The organism is Paracidovorax sp. MALMAid1276 (assembly GCF_049198005.1).
GTDB lineage: Bacteria > Pseudomonadota > Gammaproteobacteria > Burkholderiales > Burkholderiaceae_C > Acidovorax.
This window is the reverse complement of record NZ_JBMIRS010000019.1, coordinates 1-22,170: the sequence shown is the minus strand read 5'-3', so window position 1 is coordinate 22,170 and position 22,170 is coordinate 1. Positions and strand designations below refer to the sequence as shown.

Below are 22,170 nucleotides of genomic sequence, written 5' to 3'. Positions count from 1 at the left end.
GGAGAAAAGAACCATGTGTGGAGCTGAACTGAAAACCCTGCCCGAAGGCGTGCAGCGCGTGGCTGCGGCGCTGGAATCCTTGGGCCACCCCCACCGCCCGCAGATGCTGGACGATGCCGCGCGCACGGCGCAGCAGGCGGCCGATGCGCTGGGCATTGCCGTGGGGCAGATTGCCAAGAGCATCATCTTTCGCCGCAAGAGCGACGACGTGGCGGTGCTGGTGGTCACCTCGGGCGACCGCCGTGTGGACGAGAAAAAGGTCGAAGCCCATGTGGGCAGCAAGATCGGCCGGGCCGATGCCGAATTTGTGAAAAGCCGCACCGGGTTTTCCATCGGCGGCGTCTCGCCCGTGGCCCACGCCACGCCGCCCGTCACACTGATCGACCAGGACCTGCTGCGCTTTGAGGTGGTGTGGGCAGCAGCCGGGCACCCGCATGGCGTGTTTGCGCTGCACCCCAGTGATCTGCAGCGCCTGACCGGCGCCCCTGTGGTGGACGTGGTGCAGGCGCCTGCCGAGGCCACCCTTGCACAGCCTGCCGCATGAATGCTATTGAATTGCTAGCTGCCAGGGCTTTACAGATAAGCGCTGAAGGGCATTTTGATGCTCAAAGTGCAGAGCCGGTGCCTTCGCCCTGCATCTCGGTGTGCCGCCTGTCGCTGGACCGCAGCCATTGCGAAGGCTGCTTCCGCACGCTGGAGGAGATCCGCGTCTGGTCGCGCGCCGACGGCGACGAGCGCCGCAGCATCTGGGCGCAGCTGCTCCAGCGCGCCGGCATACCCCGCCCCGTGACGCTGGAGGACACGCCCCCATGAAGCACATCACCTTCTACCTGGACTTTGTCTCGCCCTATGCCTGGCTGGCGTTCGAGCGCCTGCCTGAGGCGCTGGAGGGCCTGAGCTACAGCGTGGCCTACCAGCCGGTGCTGCTGGGCGCGCTGCTGCAGCAGCATGGCAACCCCGGCCCGGCGGGCATCGAACCCAAGCGCGCCTGGACCTATCGCCACGTCACCTGGCTGGGCCACGCCCAGGGCACGCCGCTCTCGATGCCCGCGCGCCACCCGTTCAACCCGCTGCCCCTGCTGCGCCAGGCGCTGGCCTGCAGCGACGACGGCAGCATCAACCGCTATGTGGCTGGCACGGTGCTGCGCCACGTGTGGCAGGGTGGGCACGACGCGCTGGATGCCACGCGCCTGGCCACGCTGGCCGACGCGCTGGCCGAGCAGGTGCGACCGGGGCAGGGCCCGCACAGCGACGGCCCCAAGGCCCTGCTGCGCGCCAACACCGAGGCCGCTCAGGCCGCCGGCGTGTTCGGTGTGCCCGCGTTCGGGGTGGACGGCCACATCTTCTGGGGGCTGGACGGCCTGCCCATGCTGCGCGCCTACCTGGAGGGCGACGCCTGGTTTGACGGCGGCGCGTGGGACACGGCCGCCGCAACGCCCTCGGGACTGCCGCCCAAGACCGCCTGAGTCCCCCGCACCGCAGCGGGGCAGCCGTGCGCTGAGGGCGGGCTGCGCAAGAGCGCCCGTGTCAGACCGGGGTCAGTGAGCGCTTGAAGAATGGCCGCTGTGCCAGCACCCCGCGGGTTGGCCCTGCCAGCGTGGACTGGCAGACAGACAGACAGCCCACGCCAAGAACAAGCGCCCCACCCGGAGACATACCGCCATGGCCGCCGCCGCCGCTTCCCGCGCCATGACGCCGGAGGAACGAAAAGTCGTCTTCGCATCCACCCTCGGCACGGTGTTCGAGTGGTATGACTTTTACCTCTATGGGGCGCTGGCGGCCGTGCTGGCGCGGCAGTTCTTCTCGCCGCTGGAGGCGGGGCCGGCCTTTGTCTTCACGCTGATGGCGCTGGCGGCGGGCTTTGTGGTGCGGCCGTTCGGCGCGCTGGTCTTCGGGCGCATGGGCGACATGATCGGGCGCAAGTACACCTTCCTGGTCACCATCCTCATCATGGGGCTGTCCACCTTCATCGTGGGCTTCTTGCCCACCTACGACAGCATCGGCGTGGCGGCGCCGGTCATGCTGATCGGGCTGCGGCTGCTGCAGGGCCTGGCGATTGGGGGCGAATACGGCGGCGCGGCCATCTACGTGGCCGAATATGCGCCGGCACACCGGCGCGGCGCCCATACCGCGTGGATACAGACCACGGCCACGCTCGGCCTGTGCATGGCGCTGCTGGTGACACTGGGCACGCGCTGGGCCCTGGGCGATGACGCCTTTGCCGACTGGGGCTGGCGCCTGCCGTTTGTCGTGTCCATCGTGCTGCTGGCGGTATCGGTGTGGGTGCGGCTGTCGCTGGCCGAATCGCCCGCGTTCTTGCGCATCAAGGCGCAGGGGCGCATGTCGCAGGCCCCGGTGCGCGAGGCCTTCGGGCGCTGGAAGAACCTGCGCGTTGCCTTGCTGGCGGTGCTGGGCCTGACGGCGGGCCAGGCGGTCGTCTGGTACACGGGGCAGTTCTACGCGCTGTTCTTTCTCACCCACCAGCTCAGGGTGGACGCCACCACTGCCCAGCTGCTCGTGGCGGCGGCGCTGCTCGTGGGCACGCCGCTGTTCATCGTGTTCGGTGCGCTGTCGGACCGGGTGGGCCGCAAGCCGCTGATCGTGCTGGGCTGTGTGCTGGCGGCCGCCACGTATTTCCCCGCGTTCAAGGCGCTGGCCTGGGCGGCCAACCCGGCGCTGGCCGATGCGCAGGCGCGCCACCCCGTGATCGTGGTGGCCCACCCGGCCGACTGCTCGCTGCAGTTCAACCCGGCCGATGCCGCCCGGCCCTCCAGCTCCAGCGCCTGCGACCTGGCCCGGCAGGTGCTGGCCACCCATGCCGTGGGGTACCGCACCGAACCCGGGGGGCCGCCGGGCCAGGCCCACGTGCGCATCGGCAGCAGCGGCATTGGCAGCCCCGCCACGGCGGGGCTGCCCGCCGAAGAGGCACGCCGCCATGCGGCCGCATTCCGCGAGGCCGTGGCCCGCGCGCTGGCCGAGCGGGGCTACCCCGCGCAGGCCGACCCCGCGCGCATCCACACGCTGGCCGTGGTCGGCATCCTCAGCTATCTCATGCTGCTGGTCGCCATGGTCTACGGGCCGCTGGCAGCGCTGCTGGCCGAGATGTTTTCCACCCGCATCCGCTACACCTCGGTGAGCTTGCCGTACCACATCGGCAACGGCTGGTTTGGCGGGCTCTTGCCCCTGCTGTCGTTTGCCATCGTGGCGCAGACCGGTGACCCGTATGGCGGCCTGTGGTACCCCGTGGCCGTGGCCGGTGTCACCGCCGTGGTGGGCGCGCTGCTGCTGCGCGAGACACGCGGCGCGGACATCTGCGCCAACGACTGAGCGGGCAGCGCGCGTGGCGCTTGCTGCTTGACGGGCCGCTGCGGCAGGCCGGTCCGGGCCGACCCGGGCTGATCCGGGGCCGTCCGTCTACCGCCTGAAGCGTCCGTCCGGGCCGATGATGGAGAGGTCCGAAAAGTCCAGCCCCGTGTGGTCGGTGGGGCTGTACGACAGCTCCAGGCCGCCGATGTCGAACTTCTTCATGCCCTCCAGCGCGGCGTGCAGGCGCGCGCGGTCGGGCTTGGGGCTGGCGCGGCGGATGCCTTCGACCAGCACCTTCGCGCTCACGAAGCCCTCCACCATGGCCGGGGTCAGGTCGCCCATGCCCTTGGCCTTCGCCAGGTCCATGGCTTCCTTGATGAAGCTGTAGTTGAGCGAGCGCTCGGACGGGAACACCTGCGTGACCACCACGCCGCGCGCGCTGTCGCCCAGGGCCTTCACGAACCCGCCCGAGGCGTTGTTGGACAGGGTGACGATCTGCGCCGAGACGCCCGCGCCGCGCAGCGCCTTGATGCCGTCCACCACGGCGGCGCCCGTGCCGATGAAGATGACGGCTTGCGGCTCCTTGCCGGCCACGCGGGGCGCGATGGCCGAATAGTCGGGCTTGGCGCGGTCAAACTTCTCGATGAACAGCGCCTCCAGGTTGTTGGCCTTAAAGCCGTTGAGCGCACCCGCCAGACCGTCGGCGCCAAAGGTGTCGTCCACGTGCACCACGCCGATGCGCTTGATGCCCAGCGTGTTCAGGTGGGTGATGGCCTTTTCCACCTCGCGCTGGTAGGTGGCGCGCACGTTGAAGATGTATTTGCTGACCGGCTGGTGCAGCGCCATGGCGCCGGTGGACGGGCCCACCAGCGGCACGCCGTGCTGTTCCAGCACTGGCACGATGCCCTGCGTGTGGGGCGTTCCGCGGGTCATGAACATGCCGATCACGCCCTTTTGCTCGATCAGCGTGCGCGTGTGCTCCAGCGTGAGTTTGGGGTCGAACTTGTCGTCCAGGGAGATGATTTCCACCTTCTGTCCGCCCACCCCGCCTTTGGCGTTGATGCTGTCGAAAACCAGCGCGGCGCCGGCCATGGATTCGGCCACGGTGGCCGCCGCAGAACCGCTGATGCCCACCGTCTGGCCGATCAGGATCTGTGCCTGGGCGGCGAAGCTGGTGCAGCACACCGCCAGGGCAGTGCCCGCGCGTAGCCAATGCGTGAATCTCATGCGTGTGTCCTGTGTGGGAGATGCCGGAATATAGAGACAAATTGTGACGACAGCGATGCGAAAAACACACAGGCCCGGCAATGCCGGGCCTGTGTGCGAGGAATCAAGCTTCGCGTCAGCTGCGGGTGGTAGCAGCGGGTGGTCGCGGCGGATGGTGGCCGCAGCGGGGCGCCTGCTGCGCTGCCCAGGGCAGCGGCCGTTCAGCGCCTGAAGCGCCCGTCGGTGCCGATGATGGACAGGTCCGCGAAGTCCAGCCCGGTGTGGTCGTCCGGCCCATAGCTCACTTCCAGCCCGCCCAGGTCCAGCTTCTTGATGCCTTCCAGCGCCGCGTGGATCTTGTCGCGGCTGGGCTTGGGGCCTGCGCGCCGGAGGCCTTCCACCAGCACCTTGGCGGCGGCAAAGCCTTCCAGCATGGCGGGGCTGATTTCGGTGAGGCCCTTGGCCCTGGCCAGTTCCTGCGCTTCCTTCACCATGGGGTAGGTCACGGCGCGTTCGTTGGGGTAGACCTGGGTCACGATCACCCCGCGCGCATTGGCGCCCAGGCTCTTGATGAACCCGCCCGATGCGTTGTTGGACAGCGTCACGATCTGAGCGCCCGAGCCCGCGCTGCGCAGTGCGTTGCCCGCCTCCACCACGGCCGAGCCCGATGCCACCATCAGCACCGCCTGCGCGTCGGCCTTGGCGACCTTGGCGGCGATGGGCGGAAAGTCGGGCTTGGCGCGGTCGAATTTTTCGACCACCACCGGGGTGAGCTTGGCGGCCGTGAGGCCCTTTTGCGCACCGGCAATGCCGTCCGCACCAAAGCTGTCGTCGGCATACATCAGCGCAACCCGCGTGATGCCCATGGAGGCCAGGTGGGTCATGGCCTTTTCGGCCTCGCGCTGGTAGGTGGCGCGCACGTTGAAGACGTATTTGCGGACCGGCTGGTGCAGCACCATGGCGCCGGTCGAGGGGGCCACCAGCACCACGCCATGCTTTTCCAGCAGCGGGATGATGGCCTCGGTGTGCGGCGTGCCCCGGTTCAGAAACAGCGCCGACACGTTGTTGTCCTCGATCAGCTTGCGGGCGTTCTCGGCCGCCAGTTTGGGGTCGAACTTGTCGTCCAGCGAGATGAGCTCGATCTTCTGCCCGTTCACGCCGCCCTTGGCGTTGACCGAGTCGATGAAGAGCAGCGCGCCATCGGTGGTTTCCTTCACGCCTGCGGCCACCTGGCCCGAGAAACCGGCGGTCTGGCCGATCAGGATCTGTGCGTGGGCCGGTGCGGCGCCCAGCGACAGGGCCAGCGCGGCGCCGGCCCACAGTGCATGCCATGCTTTCACGGCTGTCTCCTCTGAATGTCGTTATGTCAAGGATGTCCTGCTGAACTTCCTGCGGTCCGTGATGGCGCGGACTCGCGGGGGGCAGGGCCTCCCAAAAGGTCGGAGCCGGCAGTCTAAACCGATGCACCGACCCGCTTCAGAGGGTTTGTTCCCAGGGCCGCGCAGCCCGGGGCGCGAACACCGCACCGGTTTTCATGGGCAATGCCCTGCTGTCACACGCTGTCAGCAGCGCGTTTCTAGAATGTTTGGCCTCATACCCACACAAAGCCCCCCATGACGCAGGGAACCATCCGCATCCGTGGCGCACGCCAGCACAACCTCAAGAACCTGGACCTCGACATCCGCACCGGCGAGCTCACGGTGGTCACGGGCCCGAGTGGCTCGGGCAAGTCCAGCCTGGTGTTCGACACGCTGTATGCCGAAGGCCAGCGCCGCTATGTGGAAACCTTCAGCGCCTATGCGCGCCAGTTCCTCGACCGCATGGACAAGCCGGCCGTGGACAAGGTGGAGGGTGTGCCCCCGGCGATCGCCATCGACCAGACCAACCCCGTGCGCTCCAGCCGCTCCACGGTGGGCACGATGACGGAGCTGAACGACCACTTGAAGCTGTTGTTCGCCCGCGCAGGCCAGCTCTTCGACAAACAGACGGCGCAGCCCGTGCGCCACGACTCGCCCGAAACCATCTATGCCGAGCTGCTGCGCCGCGGTGCCGAGGCGGGAGACCCGCGCGTGGTGCTGACCTTCCCGGTCGAGCTGCCGGGCGGCACGTCGGCGGAACAGGTCGAGCAATGGCTGTCCGCCAGCGGCTTCACCAAGGTGCAGGCCGAGCGCGAAGTGGCCACGCCCACCGGCCCTCGGAAGGTTTTGGACGTGGTGGCCGACCGCTTCCGCCTGGGCAATGCCGAGAAGGCGCGGGTGATCGAGGCGATCGAGGTGGCGCTCAAGCGTGGCACGGGGCGGTTGAACGTTTACGTTCTTCCCCCAGCCGTTCAGCCTGAGCTTGTCGAAGGCCGGGAAAGCGTTTCGACAAGCTCAACGCGAACGGATATGCCCGAGCTTTGGAGGTTCTCCACCGGCCTGCACTGCCCCGACAGCGACCTGCGCTACAGCGACCCCATCCCCTCGATGTTCTCGTTCAACTCGGCCGTGGGCGCCTGCGAGAGCTGCCGGGGCTTCGGCCGCGTGATCGGCGTGGACTACGGCCTGGTCATCCCCAACGACAAGCTCACGCTGCGCGCGGGCGCCATCAAGACCATCCAGACCCCGGCGTGGAAGGAGGCGCAGGACGACCTTATGCGCCATGCCGAAACCGCCGGCATCCCGCGCGACACGCCCTGGTACAAGCTCACCGATGACCAGAAGAAATGGGTCATCGGCGGTGCGCCCGGCTACAAGGAAGGCCAGTGGAGCAAGCAGTGGTACGGCATCAAGCGCTTCTTCGAGTACCTGGAGAGCAAGGCCTACAAGATGCACATCCGTGTGCTGCTGTCCAAGTACCGCAGCTACACGCCGTGCCCCACCTGCGCGGGGGCGCGGCTCAAGACCGAGAGCCTGCTCTGGCGCATCGGCCGCAAGGAAGATGCGGACGCGGTGCTGGAGCCCGGCAAGCGTTTCATGCCCGAAGGGGTTCAATGGTCGCGCGAGCAGCTCGAAGCCTTGCCCGGCCTGTGCCTGCACGACCTGATGCTGCTGCCCATCGACCGGTTGCGCCGGTTCTTCGACCGCATGGAACTGCCCGAAGGTGATGCCGCAGCGGGCGGCGACGCGCAGGCCCTCAAGCTGCTGCACGAAGAGATCACCACGCGCCTCAAATATCTGTGCGACGTGGGCATCGGCTACCTCACGCTGGACCGGCAAAGCCGCACCTTGAGCGGCGGCGAGGTGCAGCGCATCAACCTGACCACGGCGCTGGGCACCAGTTTGGTCAACACGCTCTTCGTGCTGGACGAGCCCAGCATCGGCCTGCACCCGCGCGACATGCACCGCATCACCGAGGCCATGCTGCGCCTGCGCGATGCCGGCAACACGCTGGTGGTGGTGGAGCATGACCCGGCGGTGATGCTCGCGGCCGACCGCATGATCGACATGGGACCAGGGCCGGGCCGCCTGGGCGGGCAGGTGGTGTTCGACGGTACGACGGCCGACCTGCGCAGCGCTGACACCCTCACCGGCAACTACCTGGGCGGCCGCAAGCACGTGGGCTTCGGCTTCAAGCGCATGGTGACGGAATCGACGCCGCGGCTCATCCTGGAGGGCGCGCGCGAGCACAACCTGCAGGACGTGAACGTCGAGTTCCCGCTGCAGCGCCTGGTCACCGTGACGGGGGTAAGCGGCTCGGGCAAGTCCAGCCTGGTGCAGGACGTGCTGGCGCCCGCGCTGCTGCGCCACTTCGGCAAGGCCACCGATGCGCCGGGCGCGCACGAGCGCATGCTGGGGGCGGACCATCTGTCGGACGTGGTGTTTGTCGACCAGTCGCCCATCGGCAAGACCGCGCGCTCCAACCCCGTGAGCTATGTGGGCGCCTGGGACAGCATCCGCGAGCTGTTTGCGGTGGCGCCGCTGTCCAGGCAGCGCAGCTACACCGCCGCCAAGTTCAGTTTCAACAGCGGCGACGGGCGCTGCCCCACCTGCGGCGGCTCGGGCTTCGAGCATGTGGAGATGCAGTTTCTGTCGGACGTGTACCTGCGCTGCCCCGACTGCGACGGCAAGCGCTACCGGCCCGAGATCCTGGAGATCACCATCGAGCGCGGTGGCAAGGCGCTGAACGTGGCCGACGTACTGGCGCTGACCGTGGCCGAGGCGGCGGCACTGTTCGCCAACGACCGCGACGTGATCCGCGCGCTGCAGCCCATCGTGGATGTGGGGCTCGAATATGTGGCGCTGGGCCAGCCCGTGCCCACGCTCAGCGGCGGCGAGGCGCAGCGCCTGAAGCTCGCGGGCTTTTTGGCCGAGGCCGCGCGCAGCCAGGCCAAGTCGCGCCAGGCGGTGGCGCGCAAGGGCACGCTGTTTTTGTTCGACGAACCGACCACGGGCCTGCACTTCGACGACATTGCCAAGCTGATGCGGGCGCTGCGCAAGCTCATCGATGCGGGGCACTCGCTGATCGTCATCGAGCACAACCTGGACGTGATCCGCGCGAGCGACTGGCTCATCGACCTGGGCCCCGAGGGCGGCGACGGCGGCGGCCTGGTGGTGGCCGAGGGCACGCCGGAAGACGTGCGCCAGCACGCCACTTCGCACACCGGCCAGGCCCTGCGCGACTACGAGCTGGCCCTGGGCGCGGGCGGACACTCGGTGCACGAAAAGGCTGCGTTGCTACGAAAAAGAGAGCTGTCAGCGCCTGATGGGAAAGCGCTGGAGGCCAAAAATGCCATTGAAATCGTCAACGCCAAGGAGCACAACCTCAAGAACCTGAGCGTGGACATTCCGCGCGGCCGGTTCAACGTGGTCACGGGTGTCAGCGGCTCGGGCAAGTCCACGCTGGCGTTCGACATCCTGTTCAACGAGGGGCAGCGCCGTTACCTCGAATCGCTCAACGCCTATGCGCGCAGCATCGTGCAGCCCGCGGGCCGGCCCGAAGTGGATGCGGTCTACGGCATTCCGCCCACCGTGGCCATCGAGCAGCGCCTGTCGCGCGGCGGGCGCAAGTCCACCGTGGGCACGACCACCGAGGTGTGGCATTTTCTGCGCCTCTTGTACGTCAAGCTGGGCACCCAGCACTGCGTGCACGATGGCGCGGCGGTGCAGCCGCAGACGCCCGAGAGCATCGCGGCCCAGCTGCTCACGCAGTTCCGGGGCCAGCACATCGGCCTGCTCGCCCCGCTGGTGATGAACCGCAAGGGCGTGTATACCGAGCTGGCCGACTGGGCCCGCCCGCGCGGCTACACCCACCTGCGGGTGGACGGCAACTTCTTGCCCACCACGGGCTTCCCGCGCATCGACCGCTTCAAGGAGCACACCATCGAGCTGCCCGTGGCCAGCATCGACGTGTCGCCTGAGAACGAGCCCGCGCTGCGCACCGCGCTGGCCGATGCGCTCACGCATGGCAAGGGCGTGGTGCATGTGCTCTCAAGCATCGGCGCGCTGGCGGCAGCGATGGAAAGCGGCGCACCCACGGCGGGCATCGGGCAGCTGCAGGTGTATTCCACCAAGCGCGCCTGCCCCGTGTGCGCCACCAGTTATGCCGAGCTGGACCCGCGCCTGTTCAGCTACAACAGCAAACATGGCTGGTGCCCCGACTGCGTGGGCACCGGCGTGAAGCTCACCCGGGACCAGCGCAAGGTGTTTGATGACTCGGTGCAGGATGCCGGCGAAAAAGGCCGCGAGCAGACCTTTGCCGAACCCGAGGTGGAAGATCTGCAGGACACCGCCTGCCCCACCTGCCATGGCACGCGGCTGAACGCCACGGCCCGCGCCGTGAAGTTTGCCGGTGTGGGCATCACCGACATCGCCGCGCTGTCCGTCACGGACGTGCGCCGCTGGGTCGAAACCTTGCGCGCCCAGGGTGGCATGACGGCCCGCGAGGCCGACATCGCCCGCGACCTGGTGCCCGAGATCCAGAGCCGCCTCGAATTTCTGGAAGAAGTGGGCCTGGGCTACCTCACGCTGGACCGGGGTGCGCCCACGCTCAGCGGCGGCGAGGCGCAGCGCATTCGCCTGGCGGCACAGCTGGGCAGCAACCTGCAGGGCGTGTGCTATGTGCTCGACGAGCCCACTATCGGCCTGCATGCGCGCGACAACCAGATCTTGCTGAACGCGCTGCACAAGCTGGGCGACAAGGGCAACACGCTGGTGGTGGTGGAGCATGACGAAGACACCATCCGCCGCGCCGACCACATCATCGACATCGGCCCGAGCGCGGGCAAACGCGGCGGCCGCCTGGTGGCGCAGGGATCGGTGAGCGACCTCACGGCCGCCGAAGACTCGCAGACCGGCCGCTACCTGCTGCACGCCATGAAGCACCCGCTGCAGCCGCGCCGCAGCATGGTGGCGGGCGAGGTGAGTGCCGAAGCCTCAGCCGCCTTCGCCCAGGCCGAAGCTGCAGCGCCCACCGGCCGCCAAAGCGCGGCCGTGAAGAAGCGCGCCGCGCAGGCCGCTGCGCTGGCGGCCGATGCCCTGACCGAGGCCAAGGAGCGCGCTGCCATGCGCTGGCTCACCGTGCATGGCGCGCAGCTTCACAACCTGCAGAACGTGACGGCCACGGTGCCGCTGCACCGCCTGGTGGCCGTCACGGGGGTGAGCGGATCGGGCAAGTCCACCCTGGCGCGCGACGTGCTGCTGCACAACGTGCAGGCCTGGGTGCAGCAGCGCAGCACGAAAGTGGGGCGCGACGCGATGGACGCAGGCAAGGCGCCACCCCTGGTGGGCTGTACCGGGCTGTCGGGCTTTGAAAGCATCGACCGCGTGCTCGAAGTGGACCAGACACCCATCGGCAAGACGCCGCGCAGCTGCCCCGCCACCTACATCGGCTTCTGGGACACCATCCGCAAGCTGTTTGCCGAAACGCTGGAGGCCAAGGCGCGCGGCTACGCGGCCGGGCGCTTTTCTTTCAACACCGGCGAGGGCCGCTGCCCGAGCTGTGAAGGTGCGGGCGTGCGCACCATCGAGATGAGCTTTTTGCCCGATGTGAAGGTGCCGTGCGAAACCTGCCACGGCGCGCGCTTCAACCCCGAGACGCTGGCCGTGACCTGGCGCGGCAAGAGCATTGGCGATGTGCTGCAGATGGAGGTGGACGAGGCGGTGGACTTCTTCGCCAGCATGCCCAGCATTGCGCACCCGCTGCAGCTGCTCAAGGACGTGGGCCTGGGCTACCTCACGCTGGGCCAGCCCTCGCCCACGCTCAGCGGCGGCGAGGCGCAGCGCATCAAGCTGGTGACCGAGCTGACCAAGGTGCGCGACGAGGTGGGGCGGCGGGGCCAGAAGGCGCCGCACACGCTCTATGTGCTCGACGAGCCCACGGTGGGCCTGCACATGGCCGACGTGGACAAGCTCATCCGCGTGCTGCACCGCCTGGTCGACGGCGGGCACAGCGTGATCGTGATCGAGCACGACCTGGACGTGATCGCCGAGGCCGACTGGATCATCGACCTGGGGCCCGAAGGCGGCAGCGCCGGTGGGCGCATCGTGGCGGCGGCCACGCCCGAGGACGTGGTGGCTGCGGGCACGCACACGGGCCGATCACTGGCGGGCGTGCTGGCGCGCTGAGGCGCCTCTGTGGCCAGGGGCTGCGTGCGGCCGGGGCCCCGGCCGTACGCGAGCATCCCTGCGCACAGCGTTGGCGGGCGGTGTCCTACGACCATGGCGGAACATGGAGCACGTGAAGAGGATGAGCGGATTTTTACGATGCGGGCCAGGGATCAGCGCATGGAGCGCCACTCCCCGCAACTGCATCCAACCCTTTTCCTCCACTACGGACATCCAACACCATGAAACCACTCTTCAAGACCTGCGCGGTCCTCGCGGCCACTTCTGCACTGCTGGTGGCCTGCGGCGGCGGCAATGACGACGACCCCTCTCCCAGCAATGAGCCCGGTGTGCTCACCGTGAGCAATGCCACCTCGGCGGACCTCAATGGCGTGTATGGCAATGGCACGCTGAACCTGACGGACGTGGACAAGCGCAACCCCGTGGGCTCGGTGCCCGAGCTGTGCTCGTTCAAGTTCGACGGGGCGAACAAGGCGGGCTCGTCCGCCACCGCGTTCGGCGACATCCGCTATCGCCCCGATGCCACCGTGCTGCACCAGGCCTTTGTGACCTTCGGCGGGCAAGAATATGCCAGCGACGAGCCCACCGACACGGCCGTCGTGCGCGACAGCAATCAGATCCGCTTCAACGGGAAAACCCTGTTTGCCACCAATGGCTCCGGCGCCACGGTACGCGTCTCGGGGGTGATTCCGATGCGCCCCAACCGTCCCTCGGGCTGCTGAGCCTCTCGCCCCGAAGAGCGCGCCAGGCACTCCCGCTGGCACCAACCCCCTCCCTCCCTGCCGGTCTGAAACGGACTGGCTTCGGCCTCCATCGCCCCGCGATGTGAGGCCGTTTTTTTTATGGTGCGCTGCCGCGTGCTGAAGGCGCTGCATGTGGGTTTCAAGGCGGATCGGTGTTTTCCCTTGGGTCGTCAATCCGGCGTAAGTTTGGCCGCTTTCTTCAGTTCACTGTAAGGAAGCGTCGCCACAGTCAGCACCGCAATCCCGTGGCAGGCCCGCGGAATGTGCAGGGGCGGCGGAGTTGCTTCGCTGAGTTTCTGTTCTCAAACATGAGGGGACTTCATGAAGGAAGACAAAAGCAGTCATGCCTACTGGAAAGCCACGCTCGGACTACTCACCAAGATCCTGATCATCTGGTTCTTGGTGTCGTTTGGCGCGGGGATCCTGTTCGTAGACCTGTTCAACAAGATCAGCCTGGGTGGTTACCCGCTCGGCTTCTGGTTTGCCCAGCAGGGCTCCATCTACATCTTCATTGCGCTGATTTTTTATTACGCCAAGAAGATGGGCGACATTGACCGTCAGTTCGACGTGCATGAAGACTGAGGGCTGACACCATGGATCTTCAAACCACCATCTACCTGTTCGTGGGCCTGAGCTTCGCGCTGTACATCGGCATCGCGATCTGGGCCCGTGCAGGGTCTACCAGCGAGTTCTACGCGGCCGGCGGCAGCGTGCACCCCGTCACCAACGGCATGGCCACTGCGGCCGACTGGATGAGCGCCGCGTCGTTCATCTCCATGGCCGGCCTGATCTCCAACATGGGCTACGGCGGCGGTCTGTTCCTGATGGGCTGGACGGGCGGGTATGTGCTGCTGGCCATGCTGCTGGCACCCTACCTGCGCAAGTTCGGCAAGTTCACCGTGCCGCAGTTCATCGGTGACCGCTTCTACTCCAAGAATGCGAGCACCGTTGCGGTGATCTGTCTGCTGGTCGCATCGCTCACGTACATCATCGGTCAGATGACCGGTGTGGGCATTGCGTTTTCGCGCTTCCTGGGCGTTTCCAGCGACGTGGGCATCTACGTCGGCATGGCCATCGTGTTCGCCTACGCCGTGTTCGGCGGCATGAAGGGCATCACCTACACACAGGTGGCGCAATACATCGTGCTGATCCTGGCGTACACCGTGCCGGCCGTGTTCATCTCGCTGCAGCTCACGGGCAACCCGCTGCCACAGCTGGGCCTGGGCTCCAGCCTGATCGGCCAGGATGTGTCGCTGCTCACCAAGCTGGACCAGGTGCTGACCGAACTGGGCTTTGGCAAGTACACCACGCAGTTGCCAGGCAGCACGCTGAACATGTTCATGTACACGCTGTCGCTGATGATCGGCACGGCCGGCCTGCCGCACGTGATCATGCGCTTCTTTACCGTGCCTACGGTGAAGGACGCACGGAGCTCTGCGGGCTGGGCCCTGGTGTTCATCGCCATCCTGTACACCACGGCACCTGCCGTGGCGGCCATGGCCAAGACCAACCTGATCCGCACCGTGACGCCTGGCGTGGTGATGCAGGGCACCGACCCCTTCGGCGCCGAAGCCAGCATCAAGTACGAAGACCGTCCGGACTGGATGAAGCGCTGGGAAAAGACCGGCCTGCTGAAGTTCACCGACAAGAATGGCGACGGCCGCATCCAGTACTACAACGACAAGACCAAGGACGCCAAGGTGGTGGACAAGGCCAACGCCGCTGGCTGGAAGGGCAACGAGCTGGACGTGAACGCCGACATCATCGTGCTGGCCAACCCCGAGATCGCGCTGCTGCCCAACTGGGTGATTGCGCTGGTGGCGGCGGGCGGTCTGGCGGCGGCGCTGTCCACTGCGGCGGGCCTGCTGATGGCCATCTCGTCTGCGGTCTCGCACGATCTGATCAAGGGTGTTTTCAACCCCAGCATCAGCGAGAAGAACGAACTGCTGGCCGGCAAGGTGTCGATGGCAGTGGCAATTCTTGTGGCAGGCTATCTCGGCCTCAATCCGCCAGGCTTCGCGGCCGGTACGGTGGCTCTGGCCTTCGGTATCGCTGCGAGTACGCTGTTCCCGGCCATCATGATGGGCATCTTCAGCAAGAAGATGAACAAGGAAGGCGCCGTGGTCGGCATGCTGGCTGGCCTGTTCGTGACACTGTTCTATGTGTTTGCGCACAAGGGTGTGTTCTTCATCAAGGGCACGGAATACCTGGGCCTGATCGGCGGCGCCAACAGCTTCTTCGGCATCACGCCGGAAGCCTTCGGTGCGGTCGGCGCCATGGTCAACTTCATCGTGGCCTTCCTGGTCGACAAGGTGACCAAGGAACCACCAGAGCACATCCAGGCCATGGTGGAGTCGGTGCGCGTCCCGCGCGGCTCGCGCATGGTGGATGGCGCGCATTGATCTGCCAGGCAGCCCCCCTTTCGCGCCATCGCTGCGCGGGCGGGGGGCCGCAGCCAGCGCTGTGGTGTGGCGGTCACGCCGCCGTCACGACACTGGCCGCCCTGGTTGTTCCGCGCGGGGGTAAAGCCCCTGCCATGGTGTAAACCACAAGGGTCCCGGCGCCCCGGCGCTGTGACAATCAAGGGCCCTGCCGGCGGTGCTGGCGGGGCCCTTTTTTAATCTCAGATTTTTTTGTGGATGGGTGTGACCGGTGCCGCTGGGCAGCGGTCAGGGCCCATCCGCTGTGGGAGCTTCGCATGGTGTTCGATGTCAGCGTCGCATTGACGTGGATTCTTTATCTGGCACTGTTCCCGATGGCGTTTTTCTGGTTCCGCCGCGCATGGCGCATTGTGGTGAAGCGCGACTTTTCGGAAGTGGCGCTCAAGCGGGGTGTGCCACCGCCCAACGCCGAAAAATATGCGCCGTTTGAAATGATCATCAACCTGATTGCAGGCACCGTGGCCGCGGTGGTGATCGTGAGCGTGGCCTTTGGCCAGCTGGACTACAACACCTGGACGGCGATCGCAGGCAGCACCATCTGGTGCAAGTTCTTCATCGGTTTCGCGCTCTCGCGCCAGGCCCACGCCAGCGTGCCCCGGCCCAAGGCCGAAAAGGCCTGACGGCGCTCGGCAGGCTGAGGTTCGCCGTCGGCAGGCAAGATCAGGGAACGAGCCGGGCGCACCTCACGGACAGCAGGCGGGCGTGGACCCCTTCAACGAGGAGACCACCGTGCACAAGGAACTCCGCTCCCAACGCCTGGTTGCGCTGTTTGCCGGGGGCTGGGTGTTGTTCAATTTTCCGCTGCTGGGCCTGTGGGACGGTGATGCCACCCTGGCCGGCATTCCGGTGTTCCCGGCCGCCTTGTTCATGCTGTGGCTCGTGCTGATTGCTGCGCTGGCCTGGCTGGTGGACCGGCCCACGCCGCGTGACGACGAGCCGCCCGCTGCTGCGCCCCGGCAGCCCGCATTGTCCGCGTCTTCCGCATCGACCGCGCCGCCTCCTTCCACATCCCCCGCACCTCCGCCCGCGCGCCCCCTCCCGCCAGAGCAGGCCTGAACCATGCTGTCGCCCGCACTGGTCATTGCTGCGTCGCTGGGGTATCTGCTGGTGCTGTTCGCCGTGGCCTATTGGGCCGACCGGCGCGGGCGCGAGGGCCGCTCCGTCATCGCCAATCCCTGGGTGTATGCGCTGTCGCTCGCGGTGTATTGCACGGCCTGGACCTACTTTGGCAGTGTGGGCCGCGCGGCGTCGGGCGGCGTGTGGTTCTTGCCCATCTATCTGGGCCCCACGCTCGCCATGGTGCTGGGCTGGCTGGTGGTGCGCAAGATGATCCGCATCGCCCAGACCTACCGCATCACATCCATCGCAGACTTCATCGCCAGCCGCTACGGCAAGAGCCCGCTGCTGGCGGGGCTGGTCACGCTGATCGCCGTGGTGGGCCTGGTGCCTTACATCGCGCTACAGCTCAAGGCCGTGTCGTCGGGCTATGCGCTGCTCATCGCAGAGGCCAGCCCGGGCGGCGCGGTGCACTGGAGCCAGGACAGCGCGTTCTATGTGGCCCTGGCGCTGGCCGGCTTCACCATGGTGTTCGGCGCACGGCACCTGGACACCACCGAGCGGCACGAAGGCATGGTGGCGGCGATCGCGTTCGAGTCGGTGGTCAAGCTCGTGGCGTTCCTGTCGGTGGGCCTGTTCGTGGTGTTCAGTCTGTTCGACGGACCGGCAGACCTGTTTGCGCGGGCGCAGGCCGTGCCCGCGCTGCAGCCGCTGGTGCGGCTGGAGCAGGGCGGCGAGTTTGCGTGGGCGCAGTGGTTCGCGCTCACGCTGCTGTCCATGCTGTCGGTGGTGTTCCTGCCGCGGCAGTTTCAGGTGATGGTGGTGGAGAACGTGCGCGAGTCGCACCTGCGCCGCGCGGTGTGGGTGTTTCCGCTGTACCTGTTGCTCATCAACCTGCTGGTGCTGCCCATTGCGCTGGGCGGGCTGCTGTACTTTGGTGACGGGGCGGCCGGCAATGCCGAGAACTTCGTGATCTCGCTGCCGCTCGCGGCGGGGCAGCAGGCGCTGGCGCTGTTTGTCTTCCTCGGCGGGCTGTCGGCCGCGACGGGCATGGTGATCGTGGAAACCATTGCCATCTCCACCATGGTGAGCAACGAGCTGGTGCTGCCGCTGCTGCTGCGCTGGCGGGGGCTGCGCAGCGGGGGCGCGGGGCAGGACCTGTCGCGCCTGCTGCTGGGCATTCGGCGCACCGCCATTCTTGGCGTGCTGGTGCTGGGCTACGTGTATTTCCACGTTGCAGGCGAGGCCTACGCGCTGGTCAGCATCGGGCTCATCAGCTTTGCCGCGGTGGCACAGTTTGCACCGGTGATGATAGGTGGCATGTACTGGAAGGGCGGCACGCGGCGGGGCGCGCTGGCGGGCCTGCTGGCGGGGTTTGCCATGTGGGCCTACACGCTGATGCTGCCGTCGATCGCCAAGTCCGGCTGGCTCGACAAGGCGTTTCTGGCGCACGGCCCTTTCGGCGTGGGCTGGCTGCGGCCCGAGCAGTTGCTCGGGCTCACGGGCTTCGACGGGCTGACCCATTCGCTGTTCTGGAGCCTGCTGGCCAATGTGGTGGCCTATGTGGGCTGGTCGCTGTGGCGCGCTCCTTCGGGTCGCGAGGCGAGCCAGGCACTGCTGTTTGTGGACGTGTTCGAGCGCACCGCCGTGTCCGGCCCGGTGTTCTGGCGCGGCCGTGCGCGCACCTCCGACCTGCTGCAGCTGTGCGAACGCTTTCTGGGCGCCGCCAAGGCCGAATCGCTGTTTGCCGACTATGCGCAACGGCACGGCGTTCGGCCGGGCGACGCCATCCGGCCCGATGCCCGCCTGGTGCAGTTTGTCGAAACGCAGCTGGCGGGCGCGGTAGGCAGCGCCTCGGCCCGCGTGCTGGTGGCCTCGGTGGCCGAGGAAGAAACCCTCACGCCCGACGATGTGCTGCGCATCCTGGACGAGACATCGCAGGTGCGCGCGTACTCGCGCGCGCTGGAGGACAAGTCCCGTTCGCTGGAACAGGCCACCGCCGAGCTGCGCGAGGCCAACCACCAGCTGCAAAGCCTGGACCGCCTCAAGGACGACTTCATGTCGTCGGTCACGCACGAGCTGCGCACGCCCCTGACCTCCATCCGGGCGCTGGCCGAACTGCTGCAGGACGACCCGGCACTGCCCGCAGAGCAGCGCCAGAAGTTCGTTGGCATCATCGTGGCCGAGACCGAGCGCCTGACACGGCTGGTGAACCAGGTGCTGGACATGGCCAAGATCGAGTCCGGCCATGCCGACTGGCATGTGGCGGACGTGGATCTGCGGGCGCTGGCCGAGCGCGCGGCCGAAACCACGGCCGAGGTCTTCCGCGAGCGCGATGGCCAGGTGCGCCTGCGCCTTCCGCAAGAGCCCCTGCACGTGCAGGCCGACCCCGACCGGTTGCTGCAAGTGCTGCTCAACCTGCTGTCCAACGCGGCCAAGTTCATTCCGCAGCCCGGCGGGCAGGTGGAGGTGGCACTGGCGCCGCAGTTGCAGGACGGCGTGCCCGGCGCCACCGTGTGCGTGTGCGACAACGGCCCGGGCGTGGAGCCCGCGCAGGCCCAGTGGATCTTTGACCGCTTTCACCAGGGCGGCGACGCCACGCGGCGCCCGCCGGGCACGGGCCTGGGCCTGCCCATCAGCCGGCAGATCATCGAGCACTTTGGCGGCCGCCTGTGGCTGGACGCGCCCGCTGCAGCCGACGGTGAGCCTGCGGGGCAGGGCGCCTGCTTCCGCTTCTGGCTGCCGCTGCGGCCTGCCCCAACTGCGCCGGCCCCAACTGCGCCTGTCACTCCTGCGTCGGCCCCGCCGGCGCCCGCTACCCTGGCACCTGTGCCAAACGAACCCTCACCACCATGACCGCCAAGATCCTCATCGCCGACGACGAACCCAACATCGTGATTTCGCTGGAGTACCTGCTGCAGCGCGAAGGCTACGCCGTGGTGGTGGCCCGCGACGGCACCGAGGCGCTGCAGGCCATCGCGCACGACAAGCCCGACCTGGTGCTGCTGGATGTGATGATGCCGCACAAGTCCGGCTTCGAGGTGTGCCAGGCCGTGCGCGCCGAACCGGCCCTGCAAGCCACGCGCATCCTGATGCTCACGGCCAAGGGCCGCGAGACGGACGTTGCCAAGGGCATGGCCCTGGGCGCCAATGCGTATATGACCAAGCCGTTCTCCACCCGCGAACTGGTGCAGAAGGTGGCCGAACTCCTGGCGCACCAGCCGCCGTCCCCATGAGGCCCCGCATCGACCGCCGCCTGGTGCTGGCCGTGGCCCTGGCGGGTGCCATGGCCGCAGTGTGGCTGCTGCTGGTGGGCGCCGTGGTGTGGTCCACGCTGGGCGAAGCCGAGCGCGCTGCCGTGCGCGAGGTGCTGGCGCCGCGCCTGGCGCTGGTGGCCATGGGCTGGCTGGCGGGGCTGGCGGCGGTGGGCGGTGTGATGCAGGTGCTGTACCGCCGCTACGTGGGCGCGCCCGCGCGGCTGCTGGAGGAAACCCGGGTGGTGCTCAGCGCCGAAGGGCCGCAGCCGCTCACGCCGCGCGGCACGGCCGAGATGCAGGCCCTGGCCCAGGCGGTGAACGAGCTCGCTGCCCAGCGGGACGGCCTGCGCGCCGACATGGCCGCCCAGGTGGCCGAGGCCAGCCGCAGCGTGCAGCAGGAAAAGGACCTGCTGGCCGCACTGATGGCCGAGCTGCACCAGAGCGTGGTGGTGTGCAACCGCGAAGGCCGCATCCTGCTGTACAACCAGCGCGCGCGCCAGCAGTTCCGGGCCTTGTCGCAGGGCGCTGCCACCGAGGCGGCCGGCGGGGCCGAGCTGCTGGGCATCGGCCGCTCGGTCGCGGCCGTGTTCGACCGGCAGGTGCTGGCGCATGCGTTGCAGCGCGTTGACGACAGCGTGGCCCGGGGAGACGCCAGTCCCAGCGCCCAGTTTGTGACCACGGCCGAGGGCGGGCAGCTGCTGCGCGTTCAGGTCGCGCCCGTGCGCACCGCCGACGCCCAGGCCAGCGGCGGTACGCGCGTGAGCGGCTTCGTGCTGATGCTGGAGGACGTGACGCAGCGTGTGCTGGAAGAGTCCGAGCGCGATGAGCTGCTGCACGGGCTGACCGAGGGCAGCCGCGCCTCGCTGGCCAACATCCAGGCCGCGGTGGACATGCTGGGCTTTGCCGACCTGGAGCCCGCCATGCGCGAGCGCTTTCTGGGCGTGGTGCGCGACGAAGTGGGCGCCATGGGGCGGCGCGTCAACGACCTGGCGCAGCGCGCCACGCAGCATGCCAAGACCCGCTGGCCGCTGGAGGAAATGCGGGGCGCGGACCTTGCCCATGCCGCACAGCAGCAGATGGCCGCCGTGTGCGGCCGCCCGGTGACGCTGGACGACGTGGACGACAGCGTCTGGCTGCGGGTGGACAGCTACACCCTGCTGCAGGCGCTGACCTATCTGGCCCACCGGCTGGTGGACGAATTTGAAGTGCGCTTCGTGCAGCTGCGCCTGGTGCGCGCGGGCACCCACGCCCAGCTCGACCTGGTGTGGAGCGGCCATGCCATGAGCAACGAAACCGTGATGAGCTGGGAGATGGACGCCATGCGCTTCGGCGCGGGGCGCACGCCACTCACGGTGCGCGACGTGGTGGACCGCCATGGCGGAGAGATGTGGTTCGAGCGTGACCGCGCGCGCCACCAGGCGTTTTTCCGCTTTCTGCTGCCGCTGGCCAGCGCGGCGCCCGCCCTGGCCCCGGCTGCGCCAGCGCCTGTTGCTGGTGCCGCCGCCGGGCGGCCCGAGTTCTACGACTTCGACCTGTTCCACGTGGGCGAGCAGGACCGCGCGCTGGACGATTGCCCGCTGGCAGAGCTGGCCTACACCGTGTTCGACACCGAGACCACGGGCCTGAACCCCGCCGGCGGCGACGCCATCATCCAGCTGGGCGCTGCACGCATCGTCAACGGCAAACTGCTGCGGGCCGAGTGCTTTGAGCAACTGGTCGACCCCGGCCGCCCCATTCCCGCTGCGTCCATCCCCATCCACGGCATCACGCCAGACCTGGTGGCCGGCAAGCCCCGCATCGGCGAGGTGCTGCCGGCCTTCCATGCCTTCGCGCAAGACACGGTGCTGGTGGCCCACAACGCGGCGTTCGACATGCGCTTTCTGCAACTGCAGGAGCAGGCCACCGGCATCGCCTTCCACCAGCCGGTGCTGGACACGCTGCTGCTGTCTGCGGTGGTGCACCCGCACCAAGAGTCGCACCGCCTGGAGGCCATTGCCGAGCGCTTTCACATCCCCGTGCTGGGGCGCCACACCGCGCTGGGCGATGCGCTGGTCACGGCCGAGATCTGGCTGCGGCTGATTCCCCTGCTGCAGGAGCAGGGCATCCGCACCCTGCGCCAGGCGCGTGAGGCAGCGCAGAAGACGTACTACGCGAGGCTGAAGTATTGAGGGGGGCTTTGCGGCGCCTGAGGTTTTGGTGTTTTTGGTGTTTTGCGCTTGATGGTAAAGCGTTTGTAGCTATTATATTTGTAGCAATCGAGGCGTAAGAGAAACGTTTGGCCGAGTTCGCCGTAATGGCTGCGAGGCCACTGCGTCGCCGATCTTGATGCGGTTGAGCTGGTCAAGTCAGGGCGCCTTCCCACACCTGATCGGGCTGAGCTCGTCGAAGCCAGTGCTCGATGCCCCTAAGACCGTTCGGGCTGAGCCTGTCGAAGCCAGTACACGATCTCCCCAAGACCGTTCGGGCTGAGCCTGTCGAAGCCTGGGCATTGACCCTCGGTCTCGAAGCCATCCCGCATGCTTCGTTCGCGGGCGGGAGCCGGGGTGCGCGCCCGGCGGCGCGGTAACTTTCTCTTGCTTCGCCAAGAGAAAGTCACCAAAGAGAAGGCGACCCCCAG

At 67.7% G+C, this 22,170-nt stretch carries 15 protein-coding genes; 13 read left to right on the top strand and 2 right to left on the bottom strand.

The window, feature by feature from the left end:
* Positions 1–13 precede the first annotated feature (13 nt).
* The 4 genes from ACOQFS_RS00505 (at position 14) to ACOQFS_RS00490 (ending at position 3,327) form a co-directional block, all read left to right on the top strand.
* Positions 14–544 (top strand): YbaK/EbsC family protein, encoded by a 531-nt coding sequence (locus ACOQFS_RS00505; RefSeq protein ID WP_421561026.1) that lies wholly within the window; start codon positions 14–16, stop codon positions 542–544.
* The gene (locus ACOQFS_RS00500; protein ID WP_421561025.1) at positions 541–813 is read left to right on the top strand and encodes a DUF1289 domain-containing protein; all 273 of its coding nucleotides are present in this window, start codon (positions 541–543) and stop codon (positions 811–813) included. Before ACOQFS_RS00505 ends, ACOQFS_RS00500 begins: the two co-directional genes overlap by 4 nt.
* Positions 810–1,466, top strand: coding sequence for a 2-hydroxychromene-2-carboxylate isomerase (locus ACOQFS_RS00495; RefSeq protein WP_421561024.1), 657 nt, complete (start codon positions 810–812; stop codon positions 1,464–1,466). Before ACOQFS_RS00500 ends, ACOQFS_RS00495 begins: the two co-directional genes overlap by 4 nt.
* Positions 1,467–1,662: 196 nt before the next feature.
* Positions 1,663–3,327 carry an MFS transporter gene (locus tag ACOQFS_RS00490; protein ID WP_421561023.1) on the top strand — a complete coding sequence of 555 codons (1,665 nt, stop codon included), beginning with the start codon at positions 1,663–1,665 and terminating at the stop codon, positions 3,325–3,327.
* Positions 3,328–3,414: 87 nt separating this feature from the next.
* Here ACOQFS_RS00490 and ACOQFS_RS00485 read toward each other — a convergent pair whose 3' ends face one another.
* Complete coding sequence (locus ACOQFS_RS00485; protein ID WP_421561022.1) at positions 3,415–4,533, bottom strand: ABC transporter substrate-binding protein; 1,119 nt, start codon at positions 4,531–4,533, stop codon at positions 3,415–3,417.
* A 200-nt stretch (positions 4,534–4,733) separates the two neighbouring features.
* Positions 4,734–5,852 carry an ABC transporter substrate-binding protein gene (locus tag ACOQFS_RS00480; protein WP_421561021.1) on the bottom strand — a complete coding sequence of 373 codons (1,119 nt, stop codon included), beginning with the start codon at positions 5,850–5,852 and terminating at the stop codon, positions 4,734–4,736.
* A 273-nt stretch (positions 5,853–6,125) separates the two neighbouring features.
* Here ACOQFS_RS00480 and uvrA point away from each other — a divergent pair, with 273 nt between their 5' ends.
* The 9 genes from uvrA to ACOQFS_RS00435 all read left to right on the top strand — a co-directional run bounded on the left by uvrA (position 6,126) and on the right by ACOQFS_RS00435 (position 21,721).
* Entirely contained in the window at positions 6,126–12,056 is a 5,931-nt protein-coding gene (gene uvrA, locus ACOQFS_RS00475; RefSeq protein ID WP_421561020.1) for an excinuclease ABC subunit UvrA, read from the top strand.
* 221 nt (positions 12,057–12,277) lie between these two features.
* Positions 12,278–12,778, top strand: coding sequence for a hypothetical protein (locus ACOQFS_RS00470; RefSeq protein ID WP_421561019.1), 501 nt, complete (start codon positions 12,278–12,280; stop codon positions 12,776–12,778).
* Positions 12,779–13,120: 342 nt separating this feature from the next.
* Positions 13,121–13,381, top strand: a complete 261-nt coding sequence (locus tag ACOQFS_RS00465) for a DUF4212 domain-containing protein (protein WP_421561018.1) — start codon at positions 13,121–13,123, stop codon at positions 13,379–13,381.
* An 11-nt stretch (positions 13,382–13,392) separates the two neighbouring features.
* Complete coding sequence (locus tag ACOQFS_RS00460) at positions 13,393–15,201, top strand: sodium:solute symporter family protein (protein ID WP_421561017.1); 1,809 nt, start codon at positions 13,393–13,395, stop codon at positions 15,199–15,201.
* A gap of 296 nt (positions 15,202–15,497) precedes the next feature.
* Complete coding sequence (locus ACOQFS_RS00455) at positions 15,498–15,860, top strand: hypothetical protein (protein WP_421561016.1); 363 nt, start codon at positions 15,498–15,500, stop codon at positions 15,858–15,860.
* Positions 15,861–15,969: 109 nt separating this feature from the next.
* Entirely contained in the window at positions 15,970–16,296 is a 327-nt protein-coding gene (locus tag ACOQFS_RS00450) for a hypothetical protein (RefSeq protein WP_421561015.1), read from the top strand.
* A gap of 3 nt (positions 16,297–16,299) precedes the next feature.
* Positions 16,300–19,152 (top strand): ATP-binding protein, encoded by a 2,853-nt coding sequence (locus tag ACOQFS_RS00445; protein WP_421561014.1) that lies wholly within the window; start codon positions 16,300–16,302, stop codon positions 19,150–19,152.
* Positions 19,149–19,532: a response regulator transcription factor gene (locus ACOQFS_RS00440; RefSeq protein WP_421561013.1), complete on the top strand. Its 384-nt coding sequence runs from the start codon at positions 19,149–19,151 to the stop codon at positions 19,530–19,532. Before ACOQFS_RS00445 ends, ACOQFS_RS00440 begins: the two co-directional genes overlap by 4 nt.
* A complete protein-coding gene (locus tag ACOQFS_RS00435) occupies positions 19,529–21,721 on the top strand; it encodes an exonuclease domain-containing protein (protein ID WP_421561012.1) in 2,193 nt (730 codons plus the stop codon). The genes ACOQFS_RS00440 and ACOQFS_RS00435 overlap by 4 nt, the downstream gene beginning before the upstream one ends.
* The last annotated feature ends 449 nt before the right edge of the window (positions 21,722–22,170 follow it).